The 16,852-nt window shown below is 72.0% G+C and carries 21 protein-coding genes; 9 read left to right on the top strand and 12 right to left on the bottom strand.

Going from position 1 to position 16,852, the window contains the following annotated elements; translation table 11 throughout:
• Positions 1 to 80: 80 nt before the first annotated feature.
• A complete protein-coding gene (locus ACQP0U_RS01480) occupies positions 81 to 266 on the top strand; it encodes a hypothetical protein (protein WP_433315093.1) in 186 nt (61 codons plus the stop codon).
• 12 nt (positions 267 to 278) lie between these two features.
• Here ACQP0U_RS01480 and ACQP0U_RS01475 read toward each other — a convergent pair whose 3' ends face one another.
• The 4 genes from ACQP0U_RS01475 to ACQP0U_RS01460 all read right to left on the bottom strand — a co-directional run bounded on the left by ACQP0U_RS01475 (position 279) and on the right by ACQP0U_RS01460 (position 3,807).
• The gene (locus tag ACQP0U_RS01475) at positions 279 to 1,811 is read right to left on the bottom strand and encodes an FtsX-like permease family protein (RefSeq protein WP_433315091.1); all 1,533 of its coding nucleotides are present in this window, start codon (positions 1,809 to 1,811) and stop codon (positions 279 to 281) included.
• On the bottom strand, positions 1,808 to 2,509 hold the full coding sequence (locus ACQP0U_RS01470) for an ABC transporter ATP-binding protein (RefSeq protein WP_433315089.1): 702 nt from the start codon (positions 2,507 to 2,509) through the stop codon (positions 1,808 to 1,810). Before ACQP0U_RS01470 ends, ACQP0U_RS01475 begins: the two co-directional genes overlap by 4 nt.
• Entirely contained in the window at positions 2,506 to 3,042 is a 537-nt protein-coding gene (locus ACQP0U_RS01465; RefSeq protein WP_433315087.1) for a PadR family transcriptional regulator, read from the bottom strand. The genes ACQP0U_RS01470 and ACQP0U_RS01465 overlap by 4 nt, the downstream gene beginning before the upstream one ends.
• A gap of 177 nt (positions 3,043 to 3,219) precedes the next feature.
• The gene (locus tag ACQP0U_RS01460) at positions 3,220 to 3,807 is read right to left on the bottom strand and encodes a TIGR03086 family metal-binding protein (protein WP_433315085.1); all 588 of its coding nucleotides are present in this window, start codon (positions 3,805 to 3,807) and stop codon (positions 3,220 to 3,222) included.
• Positions 3,808 to 3,838: 31 nt separating this feature from the next.
• Here ACQP0U_RS01460 and ACQP0U_RS01455 point away from each other — a divergent pair, with 31 nt between their 5' ends.
• Entirely contained in the window at positions 3,839 to 4,672 is an 834-nt protein-coding gene (locus ACQP0U_RS01455) for an AraC family transcriptional regulator (RefSeq protein WP_433315084.1), read from the top strand.
• 32 nt (positions 4,673 to 4,704) lie between these two features.
• On the opposite strand, the gene ACQP0U_RS01450 is transcribed toward ACQP0U_RS01455, so the two are convergent.
• Genes ACQP0U_RS01450 through ACQP0U_RS01425 form a run of 6 tightly spaced genes read right to left on the bottom strand, consistent with a single transcriptional unit; the run spans position 4,705 to position 10,302 of the window.
• Positions 4,705 to 6,234, bottom strand: coding sequence for a SpoIIE family protein phosphatase (locus tag ACQP0U_RS01450; protein ID WP_433315082.1), 1,530 nt, complete (start codon positions 6,232 to 6,234; stop codon positions 4,705 to 4,707).
• Positions 6,235 to 6,247: 13 nt separating this feature from the next.
• Complete coding sequence (locus tag ACQP0U_RS01445; RefSeq protein ID WP_433315081.1) at positions 6,248 to 7,609, bottom strand: sensor histidine kinase; 1,362 nt, start codon at positions 7,607 to 7,609, stop codon at positions 6,248 to 6,250.
• Entirely contained in the window at positions 7,606 to 8,619 is a 1,014-nt protein-coding gene (locus ACQP0U_RS01440; RefSeq protein ID WP_433320539.1) for a SpoIIE family protein phosphatase, read from the bottom strand. Before ACQP0U_RS01440 ends, ACQP0U_RS01445 begins: the two co-directional genes overlap by 4 nt.
• Positions 8,616 to 9,035 carry an ATP-binding protein gene (locus tag ACQP0U_RS01435; RefSeq protein ID WP_433315079.1) on the bottom strand — a complete coding sequence of 140 codons (420 nt, stop codon included), beginning with the start codon at positions 9,033 to 9,035 and terminating at the stop codon, positions 8,616 to 8,618. Before ACQP0U_RS01435 ends, ACQP0U_RS01440 begins: the two co-directional genes overlap by 4 nt.
• Positions 9,032 to 9,442, bottom strand: coding sequence for an STAS domain-containing protein (locus ACQP0U_RS01430; RefSeq protein ID WP_433315077.1), 411 nt, complete (start codon positions 9,440 to 9,442; stop codon positions 9,032 to 9,034). Before ACQP0U_RS01430 ends, ACQP0U_RS01435 begins: the two co-directional genes overlap by 4 nt.
• A complete protein-coding gene (locus ACQP0U_RS01425) occupies positions 9,442 to 10,302 on the bottom strand; it encodes an STAS domain-containing protein (RefSeq protein WP_433315075.1) in 861 nt (286 codons plus the stop codon). Before ACQP0U_RS01425 ends, ACQP0U_RS01430 begins: the two co-directional genes overlap by 1 nt.
• Before the next feature lie 163 nt (positions 10,303 to 10,465).
• Between ACQP0U_RS01425 and ACQP0U_RS01420 the strand changes: the two genes are divergently transcribed.
• Complete coding sequence (locus ACQP0U_RS01420) at positions 10,466 to 10,822, top strand: STAS domain-containing protein (RefSeq protein ID WP_007454464.1); 357 nt, start codon at positions 10,466 to 10,468, stop codon at positions 10,820 to 10,822.
• Positions 10,823 to 10,835: 13 nt separating this feature from the next.
• Here ACQP0U_RS01420 and ACQP0U_RS01415 read toward each other — a convergent pair whose 3' ends face one another.
• Positions 10,836 to 11,987 (bottom strand): MFS transporter, encoded by a 1,152-nt coding sequence (locus ACQP0U_RS01415; RefSeq protein ID WP_433320536.1) that lies wholly within the window; start codon positions 11,985 to 11,987, stop codon positions 10,836 to 10,838.
• 215 nt (positions 11,988 to 12,202) lie between these two features.
• On the opposite strand from ACQP0U_RS01415, the gene ACQP0U_RS01410 reads away from it, so the two are divergent.
• The 4 genes from ACQP0U_RS01410 to ACQP0U_RS01395 all read left to right on the top strand — a co-directional run bounded on the left by ACQP0U_RS01410 (position 12,203) and on the right by ACQP0U_RS01395 (position 14,171).
• Positions 12,203 to 12,883, top strand: coding sequence for a FadR/GntR family transcriptional regulator (locus ACQP0U_RS01410; protein WP_433315073.1), 681 nt, complete (start codon positions 12,203 to 12,205; stop codon positions 12,881 to 12,883).
• A 39-nt stretch (positions 12,884 to 12,922) separates the two neighbouring features.
• A complete protein-coding gene (gene mscL / locus ACQP0U_RS01405; RefSeq protein WP_433315071.1) occupies positions 12,923 to 13,384 on the top strand; it encodes a large conductance mechanosensitive channel protein MscL in 462 nt (153 codons plus the stop codon).
• An 81-nt stretch (positions 13,385 to 13,465) separates the two neighbouring features.
• A complete protein-coding gene (locus ACQP0U_RS01400; RefSeq protein WP_088951051.1) occupies positions 13,466 to 13,717 on the top strand; it encodes a hypothetical protein in 252 nt (83 codons plus the stop codon).
• An 82-nt stretch (positions 13,718 to 13,799) separates the two neighbouring features.
• On the top strand, positions 13,800 to 14,171 hold the full coding sequence (locus tag ACQP0U_RS01395; RefSeq protein ID WP_433315069.1) for a hypothetical protein: 372 nt from the start codon (positions 13,800 to 13,802) through the stop codon (positions 14,169 to 14,171).
• Here the strand turns inward: ACQP0U_RS01395 and ACQP0U_RS01390 are convergent.
• The gene (locus tag ACQP0U_RS01390; RefSeq protein ID WP_433315067.1) at positions 14,084 to 15,346 is read right to left on the bottom strand and encodes a benzoate/H(+) symporter BenE family transporter; all 1,263 of its coding nucleotides are present in this window, start codon (positions 15,344 to 15,346) and stop codon (positions 14,084 to 14,086) included. The two genes, ACQP0U_RS01395 and ACQP0U_RS01390, sit on opposite strands and share 88 nt — an antisense overlap.
• Positions 15,347 to 15,401: 55 nt before the next feature.
• On the opposite strand from ACQP0U_RS01390, the gene ACQP0U_RS01385 reads away from it, so the two are divergent.
• Both ACQP0U_RS01385 and ACQP0U_RS01380 read left to right on the top strand, forming a co-directional pair.
• Positions 15,402 to 15,962 (top strand): helix-turn-helix domain-containing protein, encoded by a 561-nt coding sequence (locus ACQP0U_RS01385; RefSeq protein ID WP_433315065.1) that lies wholly within the window; start codon positions 15,402 to 15,404, stop codon positions 15,960 to 15,962.
• Positions 15,963 to 16,077: 115 nt separating this feature from the next.
• A complete protein-coding gene (locus ACQP0U_RS01380) occupies positions 16,078 to 16,797 on the top strand; it encodes a PP2C family protein-serine/threonine phosphatase (RefSeq protein ID WP_433315064.1) in 720 nt (239 codons plus the stop codon).
• Positions 16,798 to 16,852: the final 55 nt, after the last annotated feature.

Below are 16,852 nucleotides of genomic sequence, written 5' to 3'. Positions count from 1 at the left end.
ATCATGATCGGGTCTCGGATGCGCGGGCGTCCCGCCTGGCCTTCCGGGTCGTGGCGGATGTCGGGGCCTAGACTTCCGGGGTGACCGGGGCTACGGATGGTGACGACAGGACCGCCGAGGATGTCCGCCGACCGAGCCTGGCGGCGGTGGCGCGGGACCGCCGGGTCTGGCTGATCCTCGCGATCGTCGCCGGCCTCCTGGTCTGCTGTTGCTCGGCTGTGGTCGGCACGCTTGTCGCACTCTCCGCCGGTCTGCTCAGCGCCTGACCCGACCCCGACTCAGGTCGTCCGCAGCTCGTCCAGGGCGGTGCTGACCCGCAGGAAGAGCAGGCCGACACCGACCGTCACCAGCACCGCCGCCAACGCGCCGGCGCCGAGCCACGCCAGGTGCTCCAGGGGTACGGGGACGGCTCGCTGCACCTCGGGAATGTGCACGATCCGGCTGTACTGCTCTCGGGTGGCAGGGTCGTCACAGAGCGCCGCCGTGGCCTCGCAGATCATCGTCGACCCGCCGCCCCCTGACACCTCCGCCACGAGCCCTCGACCGAGCACCGTGCCCACCCCGAGCGCGAGCAGGATCGCCGGCACGGCCGGCGCCAACGCCTGCCAGGCCACCGAACGACTCAGCGTCGCGCGGGGCACCCCGGTGGCGACCAACGCGGCGTAGGCGCGTCGACGGGCGACGATCCCCTCCACCAGCGCGACGATCAAGCCGCCCGTCGCGATCAGGATGGCCACGGCGATCGCGCCGTCGACAAAATCCATCGTCGACAGGTAGAAGGGGTTCGCGCCACCGTCGCCCGCCCCGGCGAGTCGGCTCTGCTCCCGGTCGAGCTGGTCCTTGGTGGCGAAGTAGGCGCGCTGGGCGGCCGCGCCCCCGCCGAAGATCAGGGCGGCGAGCAGCGCCGCGAACGTGCGGCTGCCCGCCCACGGATCGGCCATCAGCCGGCCCGCCGCGAGCAGCGCCGGGGCACGGCGGGCGTGCCGACGCAGCAGAACCCCACAGTGGTACGAGATCCAGCCGGTGCCGATCACCACCCCGATCATCGCCGCGACCGCACCTGCCGCGAACAACAGCGGAACCACCCAGGCCCACTCTTCGCTGTCGTCGAACCGGTTGACCGCCGGGCGGATCAGCGCGAACGAGGTCACGCCGAACCCGATCAGGACCCCGGCCCACGGGCCTGGACCGCGCTCCCGGACTGCCCTGCGGCTCACCCCGAGCGGGCTGGTGGTGACCGTACGCAGCATCAGGGCGGTGGCCAGCGCCGCGACGACAGGCAGACCGAGCACCACGCCGACCAGCGCGCCGGGCGACGGCAGCACGTCGGTGGGCAGGTTCAGTTGACCTGACGCGTCCGGGCGGTGCAGCAGGTCACGGCCCACCAGGTACACACCCAGCCCGACGAGCGTGCCGAGCAGAGCCGCCACGCCGGTCTCCAGCACCACCAGCCGGGTGACCTGCCCGGGGGTGGCACCGGCCAACCGGAGCGCGGCCAAGCGGCGGTCCCGTGCCGGCGCGCCGAGCCGGGCGCACTGACCTGCCAGCGCCAGCACCGGGATCATCAGCATCAGCAGCGCGAGCGCCGTACCGCCGCGCAACCCGGGCTCCACCAGCAGAGCGTTGTGGTACTGCTCGGACCACCTGTTCCGGTTCTCCTCCGTCGCCGCGGGCGTGGGGATGGCCACCACGGTCAGCGCCGCGAGCCCGGCCAGGGTCGCCAGCAGGGCACTGAGCGCGGTGAGCACCACCCGGGCGGTGTCGGTACGGGTGCCGGCCAGCGCGAGGCGCACCAGCGTCGTCGGTCTCACCGGGCACCGCCGGCCAGCGGCACGTCGAGCCCCAGGCCGGTGTGGTCCACCAGGCCGTCGCGCAGCACAATCTCCCGATCGGCGTACGCGGCGATCCGCGGCTCGTGCGTGACCAGCACGACGGCGGTGCGCTGCTCGCGGGCGAGCCGGACCAGTTGGGTCAGGACCTGCTCGCCGGTGAGCGTGTCCAGGGCGCCGGTCGGCTCGTCGGCGAAGAGCACCCGAGGCTCGGTCACCAACGCCCGCGCCGTGGCGCAGCGTTGCTGCTGCCCCCCGGACATCTCGCCCGGCCGGACGTCGGCCACCTCGATCACCCCGAACCGTTCCAGCCAGGTGAGCGCCGCCGTCCGTGCCTCTCGCCGCCCCGTGCCGGCGAGGAGCAGGGGCAGGGCGACGTTCTCGGCCGCGGTCAACTCGGCCACCAGTTGCCCGAATTGGAACAGCACCCCGAACTCGGTGCGCCGCAACCGGGACCGGGCCGCCTCCGACCAGGTGTCGATGCGGTGCCCGCGCCAGGTGACCTCGCCGACGTCCGGCCGGAGGATCCCGGCAAGGCAGTGCAGCAGTGTCGACTTGCCGCAGCCACTCGGCCCGGTGACGGCGACGATCTCGCCCTCGGCCACGTCGAGCGTCACACCGCGCAGCGCTGGCGTCGGGCCGTACGCCCTGACCACGCCGCGAGCCTGGAGTTGCGTCACGGATGCACCTCCCGGTGCCAGTCGGCGACCCGGCCCAGGGTGGCGTGCAGCCACCGCAGATCCGCGTCGAGGTGGGCGATCGCGAAATCGGCCGCGACCACATCGCTGAGGGTCGCGGCCAGGTCGGCCTTGACCGCGGTCAGCTCACGCAGCCGTGCCGTGTGCGCGGCCCGCTGGGCGATCAGATAGGACTGGGCCCGATCGACATCGGCGACCAACAGCGCCACCACGACCTTGGCGAAGAGCGTGCTGGCCACGTACGGCATGGGCGGTTCCACAGTGGACAGCCACTGGTCGAGTGTGTCCCGCCCCTGGTCGGTCAGCGCGTACACCGTGCGATCCGGCCCGGCCACGCGGTCCTGCCCGGCGGTCGCCACCAGCCCGTCGCGTTCGAGGCGACCGAGAGTGGCGTAGACCTGCCCGAAGGCCAGCGGCCGAGCTCGCGGCAGCCGCTCGTCGTGCGCACGCTTCAGCTCATACCCGTGCCGGCTGCCCCCAGCGAGCAACCCGAGCAGAACATGCGGCGTGGACACCCCGCCCACTATTCACCCAGCGAATACCCAAGTCAACAACTCACCACCCCACCCCTACCCCCACCCCACCCGACCCCGTTGATCATGAAGTTATTGCGCCGACACGCCGGGGTAGACAGCAATAACTTCATGATCAACCGGGGGTTGGCGGCCGGGGGCCGGGTGGGTGGGGTGGGGTTAGGGGGTTTGGGGCCAGGTGGGGAGGCGGCCGGTCTTGGTCAGGAGGTGGGCCAGGTCGGGGGTCAGGTCGGGGGTCAGGTCGGTGGGGGTCGGGGTGGGGTCGGCGAAGACGCCCATCTTGCGGGCGGTGGGGCCCAACTGCTCCACCAGCCCGTGCAGCTCGGCCACCGCCTCCGGGGCTGGGCGGTACGGCTGGCCGGTGGCGACCGCGAGATCCCAGCCGTGCACGGTCAGGTCGAGCAGGGCCATGCCGCCGATCACGGGCTGCGGCATGCCCATTCCCGGTGACACGCCTTCCAGGGTGGACGGGTCCGACCAGGCGGCGACCAACCGACCGGTCTCCACCTCGAACCTGTCCCGCCAGCCGTCGCCCAGGTGGTCGGGCTTCTCGGCCCACTCCACCTGTCGCTTCCCGGCCAGCTCCTGAAAGTTGACCACCACCTGGAAGAGATGATTGAGCAGATCACGGACCACGTAGTCCTGGCACGGCGTGGGCAGGTCCAGCTGGTCGTCGGAGATACCGCGTACGACATCGACGGTTCGCGGCGCGGCAGCCGCCAGCAGCTCGCTAGTCTGAGTGGACATAGGGCCAGCGTATGAGGGTGGTCTTGAACAAATGCGACAGCGACCGCGTGGCGACAGCCGGGGAATTCTCGATCCCGGGCGTCTACTGCGCGAGGTGCGCTTCCGTCGACACCTGCCGGCGGCGTCGCTGCGCCCATGGGTCGAGCACTACTGGTTGATCGACTGGGCGTTGAGCACGCCGTTCGAGCAGCGGGTCGTGCCGCACCCGGCGGTGAACGTGGTGTTCCGACGTGACGACGACGGCGCCGACGACGAGCCGGAGTCCGGCGAGGTGGCCGGGGTGGGCCTCGACCTGTTCCGGATCACGCTCAGCGGCAGCGGCCAGGTGTCCGGGGTGCAGTTCCGCCCCGGCGGCTTCCACGCGTTCTGGCGTCGCCCGGTCAGTGAGCTGACCGGGCGGAGGGTGCCGCTGCCCGCCGGCCGACTGACCCGCCCGGACGTCCCGGTGTGCGCGGGCGGGCCTTCGGGACCATCGGCCGCCGGCGACGACGGGCGTTGCCGGGCGTTGGACACCCTCCTCACCGCCTGGCAGCCGGAGCCGGACCCAATGGCCGAGGAGGCCGTCCGACTGGCCGAGGCGATCCGCACCGACCGGACGGTGCTGCGCGTCGCCGACTTCGCCGCCCGGCACGACGTTCCGGTCCGCCGGTTGCAGCGGCTCTTCCTGGAGTACGTGGGGGTCGGGCCGAAGTGGGTGATCCGCCGCTACCGGCTCCAGGAGGCGGTCGAGCAGGCCGCTGGTGGTCCGCCGAGCTGGGCCGACCTCGCCGCCGACCTCGGCTACAGCGACCAGGCCCACCTGGTCCGTGACTTCACCGCCGTGGCCGGAGTGTCTCCCGCCGCGTACGCCCGCTCGGTGAGCTGAAGAAGCTGAAGAAGACGGGAAGAGCTGAGAGATCAGCGGCGACGCAGGACGACCACGGCGACGTCGTCCTGGATCTCCGGTGGGGCCAGCTCCACCAGCAGTCGGGCGCAGAACTGGTCCAGGTCACCGTCGACAGTTGCGGCGCTTGAGGCCAGCGCGGCCAGCCCTTCGTCGATGGTGGCGTCCCGTCGTTCGATCAGGCCGTCGGTGTAGAAGACCAGCGTGGCCCCGGCCGGCACCACGAACTCCAGGTCGGCCGGGCGAGGGGCGCGGACGCCGAGCAGCGGCGCGGAGTGCTGCACGAACTCGACCTTGCCGTCCATGACCATCAGCGGCGGAAGGTGCCCGGCACTGGCCAGCCGGACCCGTCCGGTCGGTGGGTGCAGCAGCAGTACGCAGAGCGTCGCCAACTCGTTCGGCAGCAGTGTCCGCATCAGCTCGTTGACCCGGTGCAGGATCTCGCCGGGCTGGTGGCCCTCGACCGCGTACGCCCGCACCGCGTGCCGTAGCTCGGCCATCACGGTCGCGGCGTGCAGCGAGTGGCCGGCGACGTCCCCGATCGCCAGCAGCAGGTGCCCGTCGAGCATCACCAGCTCGTAGAAGTCGCCGCCCACCTCGGTCTGCGCGCTGGCCGGCTCGTAGCGGACCGCGAGGTCGAGGCCGGCCACGGTGGGCAGCCCGCGTGGGAGCAGGCTGCGTTGGAGGGTGACAGCGATGCGGTGCTCCTCGTCGAACGAGCGCTGCCCCTCCACGGCCGCCGCCACCGCCTGGGCGAGCTGGACCAGCACCGGGGTCCGCGCGGTCTGGGTGGCGGTCGGGACCACCACGTACAGCGGGGCCCGGTCCGCGCGCAGCCGCGCGGCGGCGACCGTCACCGTGTCGTCCGCCGGCCAGTCGACGAGCGCCCAGTTCGCCGGGGCCTCCACCCGGACCGTGGCGCCGGTCGGCACCCCGGTGTCGTCGACGACCCAGGGCACCACCACGGCCGTCGCGCCGGGGCCGGCGCAGACGCCCGCGAGACAGTCACCGTCGAAGGTTTCGGCAATCACCGCGGCCGGGCTCTTGAAGATCAGGGCAGCGCCCTCGGCGGCGGCCTCCAGCAGGCGCGCGAAGGTCGGCGCGGCGTGCACGGCCACTGTCGTGTCGGCCAACCCGAGCAATCGCTCGGCGAGCAGTTCGGCGCGCTGGCGTGCCTGGTAGTAGCGCAGCACCGCCCGGGTGGTGGCGATCAGCTCCTCGGGCTCGATCGGCTCGGTCAGGTACGCGTCGGCGCCCCGGGTCAGCCCCTGGGCGCGGTCGGCCACGTCCACGGCGTGCGCCGACACGTGGATCACCGGCATCGCCGGGTGCCGGACCTTGATCTGTTCGCAGACCTCGTAGCCGCTCAGGTCGGGCAGCCGGACGTCGAGAACCACCAGATCGATCCGGTCCACCTCGACCCGAGCCAACGCCTCGGCGCCGTTCTCGGCCTCCAGCACTGTGAACCCGGCCCGGGTCAGCCAGCTGACCAGCAGGTAACGCTTGGTACGACTGTCGTCGACCACCAGGATGGTTGTCGGCATGCCGTCCACGCCGTCACGCCCGGCCTGTGGGTAGGGACACGGTGAACGTGCTGCCTTCGCCCGGCGCGCTGGTCAGCTCCAGTGTCCCGCCGAGCAGCGTCACCAACCGCCGGGCGTACGGCAGACCGAGGCCGGTGCCGCCGACCCGGGTGGCACCGGGCACCTGGTAGAACTCCTCGAAGATCCGGTCGTGCAGCTCGGGCGCGATGCCCGACCCGGTGTCGCTGACCTCGAACTGCCAACGGTCGCCGTGTTGGCTGGCCCGCAGTCGCACCTGGCCGCGCTCGGTGAACTTCAACCCGTTGTGCAGCAGATTGCGCAGCACCTGGCCGAGCAGCACCTCGTCGGTGCGCAGCATTGCCGGCGCGGTTGGCTCCTCGACGACCAGCTCCACCTCCGGTCGGGTGGCCAGCGCGCGCAGCGTGCCGCGCAGTTGACCGAAGACCGGGCGCAGGTCGACGTCGGCCAGGTCCGGCTCGATCCGGCCGGACTCGGCCTTGGCCAGATCCAGCAGTTCGTTCACCAGGTTGAGCAGATCCGCCGCCGACGAGCGGATCAGCTCGATCTGGCGGCCCTGCTCGTCGGTGAGCGGGTCGGACGCGGAGTCGGTGAGCAGCCTCCCCAGGCCGATGATCGCGGTGACGGGGGCGCGCAGCTCGTGGCTCACGTTCGCCAGGAACCGGCTCTTCGACTCACTCGCCGCACGGAGTTGGGCCGACTTCTCGTCCAGTTCGGCGTAGAGGGCGACGACGCCTCGGTTGGTCTCCTCCAGCTCTTCGGTGAGCTGGTTGTAGAGCGCCAGCACGCCGCGGTTGGTCTCGGCCAGCTCCTCGTTCAGCACGGCCAGCTCGTCGCGCTGACTGCGCACCTCGTCGAGTGCGGCGATGAGCTGCCCGTTCTGCACGGTCAACTCGTCCAGCGCACTGGCCGGCGCGGTACGGCCGAGTTCGGTGCGGAACTCGGCGAGCCGCTCCGGGGTCGGTGTCGGCGCGTTGGCCGGGACTCGTCGGGACATCCGTACGACCGTAACCCCCGCGACGGTCGACACGCTCAGTGTGTCAACCAGTCGGGACACCGCGCCGGACTGCGGCTCGTAGCGGCCGTCCGGGAGCGGGGCCACCGGGGCCAGGTCGGCGCGCAGGTGGAACCGGTCGTCGGCGCCCGGGTCGACGTAGAAGGAGACGTCAGCTCCCCCGGTCGTGCGCAGCAGGTCCCGGGCGACCTCGCTGAGCGCGGTGGCGATACGCACCTGGTCCTGGTGTTCGAGGCCGACCACCGAGGCCACCTCGCGCCCCCGCTGACGGATCACGAAGATGTCCTGCTCGACCCGCAGCGCCATCTGGAGCAGCGGCAGTGCGGCCGCCTCCCCGGTCATGCCCAGGACCTCGCGACCAGTACGCAGGCGTCGTCGCGTCGCACACCGGCGTCCCGCAGCAGGGTCGCCGCCATGATCAGCGGGGACCGCTCGGCCAGGCCCGGGTAGTCGGCCATCCGCCACCTGTCGACCACCCCGTCACTGTGCATCACCAGCCGGGCGCCGGGACCGAACGGGTAGTCGTACTCGCGGATCGTCGGCCGTTGGTGGCCGGCGATGCCGGGCAGCGACACCAGCCCTCGACGGCGGCCGTCACCCTCGACGACCACGCCGGAGATGTTGCCCAGGCCTGCGTAGTGCAGCACGCCGGCCTCCGGTATCAGCTCGCCGACGGCGAGCGCGGCGCCACGGGTGTGCGACATGCTCCGGTGCAGGTGACCGACCACCATCGCCGGTGGGCCGGCCGGGGCGTCGCGGAACGCGGCAAGCGCCGCGTCGGTGGCGGCCCCCGCCAGCGGGCCGTGCCCCAACCCGTCGCTGACCAGCACCTGGTGCCGCCCGTCGACAACCCGGACGGCGTACCCGTCGCCGCTGATCGTCTCACCGGTGATCGGCCGGGTGAGGGCACCGGCCCAGGACGGGCGCGCCGCCTCGGCCGGCCAGACCTGCACGGCGAGGACGGTGCCCCGGCCGGGCAGCGAGTATCCGTCGAACCAGCTGGCCTGTCGGACGATGGCGCCCAGACCGATGCCGAGCGTGCCGGTCGTGGAGTGCCCGTCCCGGGACGAGACGGTGAGGTCGGCCATGCCGGGGCCGGAGTCGATGGCCACCAGCTCCACACCGGCCTGCCCGGCGCGGCGTACCGGCCGGAGCAGCAGCACACCCTCGTCGGCGTGCTTCACCAGGTTGCTGGTCAGCTCGGCCGCGACGATGGCCAGGTCGGCGATGCGAGCGTCGCCCATCTCCACCTGCGCGCCGAGGCGTTCGGCGGCACGCCGGACGGCGCTCGCCGCGCTGCTGGCCTCCACCCGGAACCAGATGCCACTGTCGGTGACCGCGTCGGCGTTCACCTCGACCACTTGGTGACCGTGATCCGCGTGCCGCTCTCCGCTGACGTCTCGATCTGGAACTCGTCGACCAGGCGTCGGGCGCCACTGAGCCCGAGGCCGAGCCCGCCACCGGTGGTGTAGCCGTCGGTGAGGGCCAGGTCGAGGTCAGGGATGCCCGGCCCGGAGTCGACGAAGACGATCTGCACACCCTTGCGGCGGACGTTCTCCACGACCGTCACCTCGACCGAACCGCCGCCGCCGTACACCAGCGTGTTGCGGGCCAGCTCGCTCGCCGCGGTGACCACCTTGGTCTGATCGACGAGGGACAGCTTGACGGCCACCGCCACGGTACGGATCAACTGCCGGACGCGCACCACGTCCTGGTCGCTCTGGATCGACTGCGCCTGCGGGTGGCCCACGTCGACGCCCGCGGTCACGGCGTGGCCGTCTCGACGTCCGGATCGTCGTCGAGCTGGTATTCGAGCTCGTCGGCGTTGGCTGCCGCGATCAGCTCCATGCCACGCTCGACGTTCAACGCGGTACGGATGCCGTTCAGCGACAGCCCCAGTTCGACAAGGGTGATGGCGACGGCCGGACGCATTCCGACGACCACCGTCTCCGCGTCGAGCACCCTGGAGATCGACGCGATGGTGGAGAGCATCCGCCCGACGAAGGAGTCGACGATGTCCAGCGCGGTGATGTCGATGATGACGCCGTGGCAGCCGGTGGCCACGATCCGCTCAGCGAGATCCTCCTGGAGCGCGACCGCCGTCTGGTCGGACATGTCGAGCTGGATGGAGACGAGCAGGATGTCGCCGATCTTGAGGATCGGTACCCGTTCCATCAGGCGTCCCGGCGTGGCTGCCGGCGGCCGTTCTCCACACCGGTGAGCCGCAGCACGTGGCGCAGGGCGTCGGCGAGGCTCGCCTTGGTGGCGATGTCGCCGAACTCGATGCCGAGCGCCACGATGGTCTGCGCGATCTGCGGGCGGATGCCGGAGATGATGCAGTCGGCGCCCATCAGCCGGGCTGCCACCACGGTCTTCAGGATGTGCTGGGCGACCTGGGTGTCCACCGCCGGTACGCCGGTGATGTCGATGATCGCGTACGGCGAGCTGGTGTCGACGAGGGTCTGCAGCAGCCGCTCCATGACGACCTGGGCCCGGGCCGAGTCCAGGGTGCCGACCAGCGGCACGGCGACGACGCCTTCCCAGAGCTTGACCACTGGCGTGGAGAGCTCGAGCAGCTGCTCGGCCTGGTCGGCGATCAGGCTCTCCCGCGTGCGCACGAACGTCTCGAAGGTGAACAGGCCCAGCTCGTCGACCAGCTTGGAGAAGGCGACGTAGTCGTGCAGCGCGTTCGCGCTGCCGGTCTCCTGCACCAACTCGGCCAGCACGTCCTTCAACGCGAAGATGCTGATCGTGGTCTCGGTGGCGGAGAAGCCCTGTCGGGCCCGGCCACGGGACAGCTCGGAGAGCGCGGCGCGCAGTTCGCCGGCGCTGTCGGCGGACAGGTCGATGTCGCCCTGCTCACCGGTGGTGACGATGGCGCGGTGCAGATCCTGGACCTGCCGGCGCAGCTCGGCCTGACTCAACCGGCCCCGCAACGACCTGGTGACGATCTCGGTCCACCGAGATGTGACCCGTTCGGCCTGCCCGCTGAGCAACGCGGCAAGCCGACCACTTTCTTCGGTGCTCAACGCCATTTCGAACCCCCTTGACCTGGACCGGGCGGACTCTATCACCGGGGCCTGACGAACTACTTGCCCCGTAGCAACGGAATGACGATGGCCACCGGATCACGGCTCCCGTTCTGCGTCCGACCCCGGTCGTGGGATACCGTTCCCCCGATAACAGGAGGTCTGGCGAATGTCGTTGACGGTGCACACGGAACAACGCGGCGACGTGGTCGTCGTGTCGGTCGCGGGCGAGCTGGACATGGCCACCGCACCGCAGCTGCAGGACCAGATCACCGACCTGCTCGACAAGGGCCGCAACCGGCTGGTGTTCGACCTGGCGGACGTCTCGTTCTGCGACTCGACGGGTCTGTCGGTCTTCGTCCGTGCCAAGAACAGCTGTGACGAGGCCGGCGGCGTGGTCCGGTTGGCCGCCCCGCAGCGCGGTGTGCTGCGCATCCTCGAGGTGAGCGGGCTGGTCGAGGTGCTGCACACCTATCCGACGGTGGATGAGGCAGTCGCCGGCGAACCGACGCCGGCTTCCTCCTGACCGCTCCGGCGCCTCACTCGTCCTCGACGTAACGGGGACGAGCGATCGCCATGCCCGCCGTCGTCTGCACGGCGAGGGCGCCCAGCAGGAACCCGATCGGCGCGGTCCAGCCGCCGGTGGCCTCGTAGAGGATGCCGACCATCAGCGGGCCGAGGGCGGCGATCACGTACCCGGTGCTCTGCGCGAACGCGGAGAGCGCGACGGTCCCCTCGGCGGTGCGGGCGCGTAGGCCGATGGCGGTCAGGATCATCGGGAACGCGCCCTGACCGATCGCCAGGAGGGCGACCCAGAGCAGCGCGGCGCCATGCGGTGCGAGCGCCAACCCCAGGTAGGCCAGTGCGGATGCGGTGGTCAGCCCGAGCACCAGTGGACGCAGACTGCCGAGCCGACCGGCCAGGGTGGGCATCAGCAGCGCGATCGGCACGCCGAGCGCGGTCACCCCGGCGAGCAGCAGCCCGGCCGACTGCGGCTGGTAACCGGCGTCGCGGAACAGCTGGGCCAGCCAGCCCATGATCGCGTACCCGCTGAGCGACTGCGCCCCGAAGTAGACGGCCATCGCCCAGCCGAGCCGGGTCCGCGCCGGCCGGACCCGCGTCGGTGTGGCGACGTCCGCCGTCGGGGTCGCCCGCCGCACCGAGGCGCGGGTCCGCAGCGCCAGCGGCACCCACGGGAGTACGGCCACCGCTGCCATCGCGGCCCAGACACCGAGCCCGGCCCGCCACGACCCGAAGGCGTGCGCGATGGGCACCGCGGAGGCTGCGGCCACCGTCGTGCCCACTGTCAACGCCATCGTGTACGCCCCGGTGACCAGGCCGGTGCGGTGCGGGAAGTGCTGCTTGACGAGCATCGGCAGCAGGATGTTGGCCACCGCGATGCCGGACAGCGCCAGCGCGCTGGTGAGCACGAAGATCCAGGCCGAGTCGGTGGCGACCCGGAGCACCTGACCGACGGCGAGGGCGAGCATGGCGACCACCAGCACCCGGGCCGGTGCCACCCGGCGGACCAGCCACGGGGTGAGCGCGCCGAGGCCGGCGAACGCGATGGTCGGCAGGGTGGTGACCAGACCGGCGGTGACGCCGGAGAGACCCAGCCCGTCGCGGACCTCGTCGAGCAGCGCGCCGAGGCTCGTCACCACGGCACGCAGGTTGAGCGCGACCAGCAGCATCCCGACCAGCACCAGCGCGCCACCGGTCGCCGGGTGCGTCCGCCGGCCGGCACCGGGGTCCCGCGTCTGGCGAGGGTCGACGGTGACGGGGGTGGGCAGCGCCGGAGCGGCGGTTGGTGGCGGGGTCATGACAGCTAACCTACAATCATGGGATGAATTTGGGACCGGTGATGTAACCAGTGCCACCGTCGGTTGATTTCCCCCCCGCACCGCCGGTGCCGCCCCGCGGCCAGCCACCCGTGCCGCCCCGCGGCCACCGCGTCCGGCAGACCACCGAGCAACTCCGCGCCCGAATCCTCGGCGGCGAATGGCCCGTCGGCGGGCGCATCCCCACCGAGCCACAACTGGTCGCCGCGCTGGGCGTCGGGCGCAACACGGTCCGCGAGGCCGTCCGCGCCCTGGTGCACGCCGGGGTGCTGGAGTGCCGGCAGGGCTCCGGCACCTACGTGGTGTCCACCGACGAACTGGCACCCGTGGTCGCCCGCCGGCTCGGCGACGACCGGATGACCGAGGTCATCGAGGTACGCCGCGCCTTCGAGGTGGAGGCCGCCCGACTCGCTGCGCTGAGGCGTACACCTGAGGACCTGGCGGCGCTCGACGGCGCGCTCGCCCAGCGCGAGGCCGCCTGGCGCGGCGGCCGGGTCGACGCGTTCGTCGAGGCCGACGCGGCACTGCACACGGCGGTGGTCGCCGCCGCGCACAACGCCATGCTCGCCGAGCTGTACGCCTCGGTGGGCACCGCCCTGCGCAGCACTGTCGCCCAGGCCATGGGTGGGGCGCTCACCCCCGAGCGCTACGTCGACCACACCCGGCTGGTCGAGGCGATCCGGGCCGGCGATCCGGGCCGGGCGGCGCTCGAAGCCGGCGCTTTTCTGGAACCCGCCGAACGGGCATAGGTTGTGCCGGACAGAAAAGCGGACACCTCGGGAGTACGAATGCTCAAGGGCTTCAAAGACTTCATCATGCGTGGCAACGTCGTCGACCTGGCGGTCGGTGTCGTCATCGGCGCCGCGTTCACGGCGGTGGTCACCGCATTCACCACATCGTTCCTCAAGCCGATCATCAAACTGGTCGGCGGCGGCGAGGATCAGCTCGCCGGGCAGTGGGAGATCAGCAAGGGCAACTTCGTGGACTGGGCGGGGTTCCTCAACGCCCTGATCACGTTCCTGCTCACCGCGGCGGTGCTCTACTTCCTCGTGGTGTTCCCCATGAACAAGCTGGCCGAGCGGCGCAAGCGGGGCGAGGAGCCGCCGCCCTCGGCGCCGAGCGAGGAGGTCAAGCTGCTCACCGAGATCCGGGACGCCCTGGTCTCCGCCGGCCACACCACCCCCGGTCAGCAGCGCGGGGCGCTGGACGACGTGTTGGGCCGCCGTCCGGAACCGCCGACGCAGCGCTGACCCGAACGGATGCACATCGGCCCCTGTGGGATTCCCGCAGGGGCCGCACCTTCTCGTACGTGTGTTCGATAGAGTCCCGCCATGGAGCAGCGAAAGCACTGGTGGAACGGGAAGTGGGGGCGACTGGCCCGGCGGGACGTCTTCCTGCGGGTGGACGCCGACCGGTGGCACGTCGAGCAGCGAGCCGGCGGCGCCGAGGGCATCTCCCGTTTCTACGAGTACGGCAGTGCGGACGAGGCCGAGGACACCGTCCGGGCCCTGCTCGACGGCCCGGACACCTGGCGGGAGCTGTCCCCCCGTCCGCCCGGCAGCTGGACCCTCCCGAACAGCTGAGCCGCCGCCGTGGCTGCTGAGCGTCGGGCGGACGGATGGACGGTGGCGTTTAGCGGCGTACCGGCCCGGGAACCGCAGCGGGATGGATCAGCAGGACGAGCAGCAGGCGACCATCTCGCGGATCACCACCGGAATGCCGGTGATCGACGCAGCCGGCACCGAGGTCGGGACCGTGGACCTCGTCCAGCGGGGTGACCCGAACGCGGTGACCGTCCAGACACCGACCGCCGACCCGGGCAGCAGCCTGGACGAGCTGATCGAGGCGACCGCGGTCGAGGAACCGGACGTCCCGGCCGATCTGGCGGCGCGGCTGCTGCACAGCGGATATCTGAAGGTCTCGACCGACCTGACCCGTACCGGCGCGGTCTACGTACCGGCAGACCGGATCGGGTCGGTGGCTGACGGCCGGGTCCTCCTGGCCGTCGGTGTGGCCGATCTTCCGCCCGAGGAGTGACTGTCCGGCGCGGCGGGGGCGGCTCGACGGTGGTGGAAGAGCAGCAGCATCAGGCAGCCCGCGACCAGGCCCCAGAACGCGCCGCCCACGCCGATCAGCGTCACCCCGGACGCGGTCACCACGAAGGTGACCACGGCGGCCTCGCGGGTCGCCGGGTCGGTCACCGCCGAGGCGAGCGCGGTGGCGAGGGCGCCCAGTAGCGCCAACCCGGCGACCGCCTCGATGAGGATCGGTGGGGCGACCGCGACAAGTGTGGTGGCCACGCCGGCGCCCAGTCCGAGCACGGCCAGCCCGGCGCCGGCGGTGACCGAGGCGATCCACCGGCGCTCCGGGTCCGGGTGCGCGTCGGGGCCGGCAGCCAGCGCGGCGGTGATCGCGGCGAGGTTCACCGCGTGCCCGCCGGCCGGGGCGGCGAGCAGACTGGCCAGGCCGGTGGTCCGCAGCGCGGCGCCGAACGGCGGCCGGTAGCCGTAGCCGACCAGCACCGCCATGCCGGGTACGTTCTGCGCGGCCATGGTGACCAGGAACAGCGGCAGGGCCAACCCGACCAGGGCGGACGCGTTCCACGCCGGCGCGGTCAGCGTGACCGACGGGATCAGCGCGGCACCGCTCAGGCCGGCCGGCGGTGTGGTGAGTGCGATCGCCGCCACCGCCACCACAAGGGCACCGGGCACCGCCCAGCGGCGGGCGAACCGGTGCAGCAGCAGCCAGCCGACCACCACCGGCCCGGCCACCATCGGCAGCTCGACAAGCGCGCGGACCGGGGCGGTGCACAGCGGCAGCAGCACCCCGGCGAGCATCGCGCCGGCCACCGGCTTGGGGATGGCGGCCACGGCACGACCGAGTGGCGGGAACAGCCCGGCCGCGACGATCAGCAGGCCGGAGACGAGGAAGGCGCCCACCGCCACCCGCCATCCGCCCGGCGGCGGCCCGGTCGCCACCAGCAGCGCCGCGCCCGGAGTGGACCAGGCCGCGCTCATCGGTATCCGGTACCGCCAGCCCAGCCAGGCGGCGACGAGCCCGCTCGCCACGCAGAGAGCGAGCAGGCCGGAGGCGGCCTGCGCGTCCGACGCGCCCGCCGCTCGGAGCCCGGCCAGCACGACGGTGAACGAACTGGCGAAGCCCACGAGCGCGGTCACCGCACCCGCCAGCACCGGTTGTACGCGTCCGGCCACTCCACCCTCCCGACTGTTCCGTTTACGGAACGGCAGCGTGTAGCACGATAGCCGGGTGCCGCACCCACCACCAGAGCCACGTCCGGGCCTCGACGTGGATCCCGCCGTCGTCGGACGCCGGGTCCGTGCCCTGCGCGAGGAGCGAGGGCTCTCGCTGTCCACACTCGCCCGGCTCGCCGGTGTCGGGAAGGCCACCCTCTCCGGCCTGGAGCACGGCACCCGCAACCCGACCCTGGAGACGCTCTGGGCGGTCACCGCGCAGCTCGGCGTACCGTTCACCGCCCTGCTGGCCGAGCCGGCCGCCGGGCCGGTCGTGCACGGCACCGCGGTCACCGCCACCCTGCTGGAGGTGTTCACCGACACCGACGCGACCTACGAGCTGTACCGGATGCGTGTCGCACCCGGCGTCGCGCAACTCTCCCCCGCCCATGCGTCGGGCGTCACCGAGCACGTCACAGTCTTCGCCGGGGTGCTGCGCGCCGGGCCGGCCGACGCACCGCTGACCGCCCCGGCGGGTGGTCACCTCCGCTGGGTGTCGGACGTGCCACACAGCTACGCGGCGGTGGGTGACGAGGAGGTCGCCGCCAGCCTGCTACTGCGCTATCCGCGCCGCTGAGGCCCGGCCGATCGGGCACGGATCGTCCGCCCCGCCGACGAAAATCGCAATCATTTCTCGACCTAGGTAGGAGGCGTAGAGACGAATGCGGGTTGTTCTTGGCAAGCTTGACCCCATGACGCTGATCCTCCGCTCGGTCATCCTCAACGACATCGGCTTGGTGCGCACCAACAACGAGGACTCCGCCCTCGCCGGTGACCGCCTGATCGCCGTCGCCGACGGCATGGGTGGGCTGCCTGCGGGCGAGGTGGCGAGCGAGATCGTGATCCGGATCCTGGACGAGCTGGCTCCGCCCACCGACCCCGACGGCGCCGCCGACGCTCTGCGTGCCGTGGTCAGCACCGCCAACCAGCGCATCCACGCCGCGATCACCGTCGACCCGAGCCGGGACGGCATGGGCACGACGCTCACCGCGGCGCTGCTGGCCGGGGAGACCCTGGTGCTGGCCCAGGTGGGCGACTCCCGCTGCTACCTCCTGCGCGACGGGGAGCTGACCCAGCTCACCCGGGACGACACCTTCGTGCAGGCGCTCGTCGATCAGGGCACCCTCTCTCCCGAGCAGGCCCGTCACCACCCGCAGCGGTCCCTGGTGACCCGGGCCGTGCAGGGCGCCGACACCCCACCCGCGATCGGCGTGCTCACCGTGGTCCCCGGTGACCGGCTGCTGCTGTGCAGCGACGGGCTCTCCGACTACGTCGAGGACGAGGCCATCGCGGCCGCCCTGGGCATGTACGCCGACCGGCAGCAGTGCGGTGAGCAGTTGGTGAAGCTGGCTCACCACGCCGGCGCACCGGACAACGTCACAGTCGTCGTCTCCGACGTCGTCGCCCGCTGACCCGGAAAGGCTCACTGAGCGGCTCGCCCGAACCTGTCGGTTCGGGTTCCGCTGC

Source organism: Micromonospora sp. CA-269861 (assembly GCF_050948505.1).
Taxonomy (GTDB): Bacteria; Actinomycetota; Actinomycetes; order Mycobacteriales; family Micromonosporaceae; genus Micromonospora.
Note: the sequence above shows the minus strand (reverse complement) of the source record. Positions and strands in the feature narration are given on the sequence as shown.

Coding starts and splice junctions, on each gene's coding strand:
- ACQP0U_RS01425 (WP_433315075.1), bottom strand. CDS start 10,302: ATGGCGTTGAGCACCGAAGAAAGTGGTCGGCTTGCCGCGTTGCTCAGC.
- ACQP0U_RS01380 (WP_433315064.1), top strand. CDS start 16,078: ATGACGCTGATCCTCCGCTCGGTCATCCTCAACGACATCGGCTTGGTG.
- ACQP0U_RS01445 (WP_433315081.1), bottom strand. CDS start 7,609: ATGACCGGGGAGGCGGCCGCACTGCCGCTGCTCCAGATGGCGCTGCGG.
- ACQP0U_RS01450 (WP_433315082.1), bottom strand. CDS start 6,234: ATGCCGACAACCATCCTGGTGGTCGACGACAGTCGTACCAAGCGTTAC.
- ACQP0U_RS01430 (WP_433315077.1), bottom strand. CDS start 9,442: ATGGAACGGGTACCGATCCTCAAGATCGGCGACATCCTGCTCGTCTCC.
- ACQP0U_RS01415 (WP_433320536.1), bottom strand. CDS start 11,987: ATGCTGCTGGTCGCGCTCAACCTGCGTGCCGTGGTGACGAGCCTCGGC.
- ACQP0U_RS01420 (WP_007454464.1), top strand. CDS start 10,466: ATGTCGTTGACGGTGCACACGGAACAACGCGGCGACGTGGTCGTCGTG.
- mscL (WP_433315071.1), top strand. CDS start 12,923: ATGCTCAAGGGCTTCAAAGACTTCATCATGCGTGGCAACGTCGTCGAC.
- ACQP0U_RS01400 (WP_088951051.1), top strand. CDS start 13,466: ATGGAGCAGCGAAAGCACTGGTGGAACGGGAAGTGGGGGCGACTGGCC.
- ACQP0U_RS01395 (WP_433315069.1), top strand. CDS start 13,800: ATGGATCAGCAGGACGAGCAGCAGGCGACCATCTCGCGGATCACCACC.
- ACQP0U_RS01455 (WP_433315084.1), top strand. CDS start 3,839: ATGCGACAGCGACCGCGTGGCGACAGCCGGGGAATTCTCGATCCCGGG.
- ACQP0U_RS01460 (WP_433315085.1), bottom strand. CDS start 3,807: ATGTCCACTCAGACTAGCGAGCTGCTGGCGGCTGCCGCGCCGCGAACC.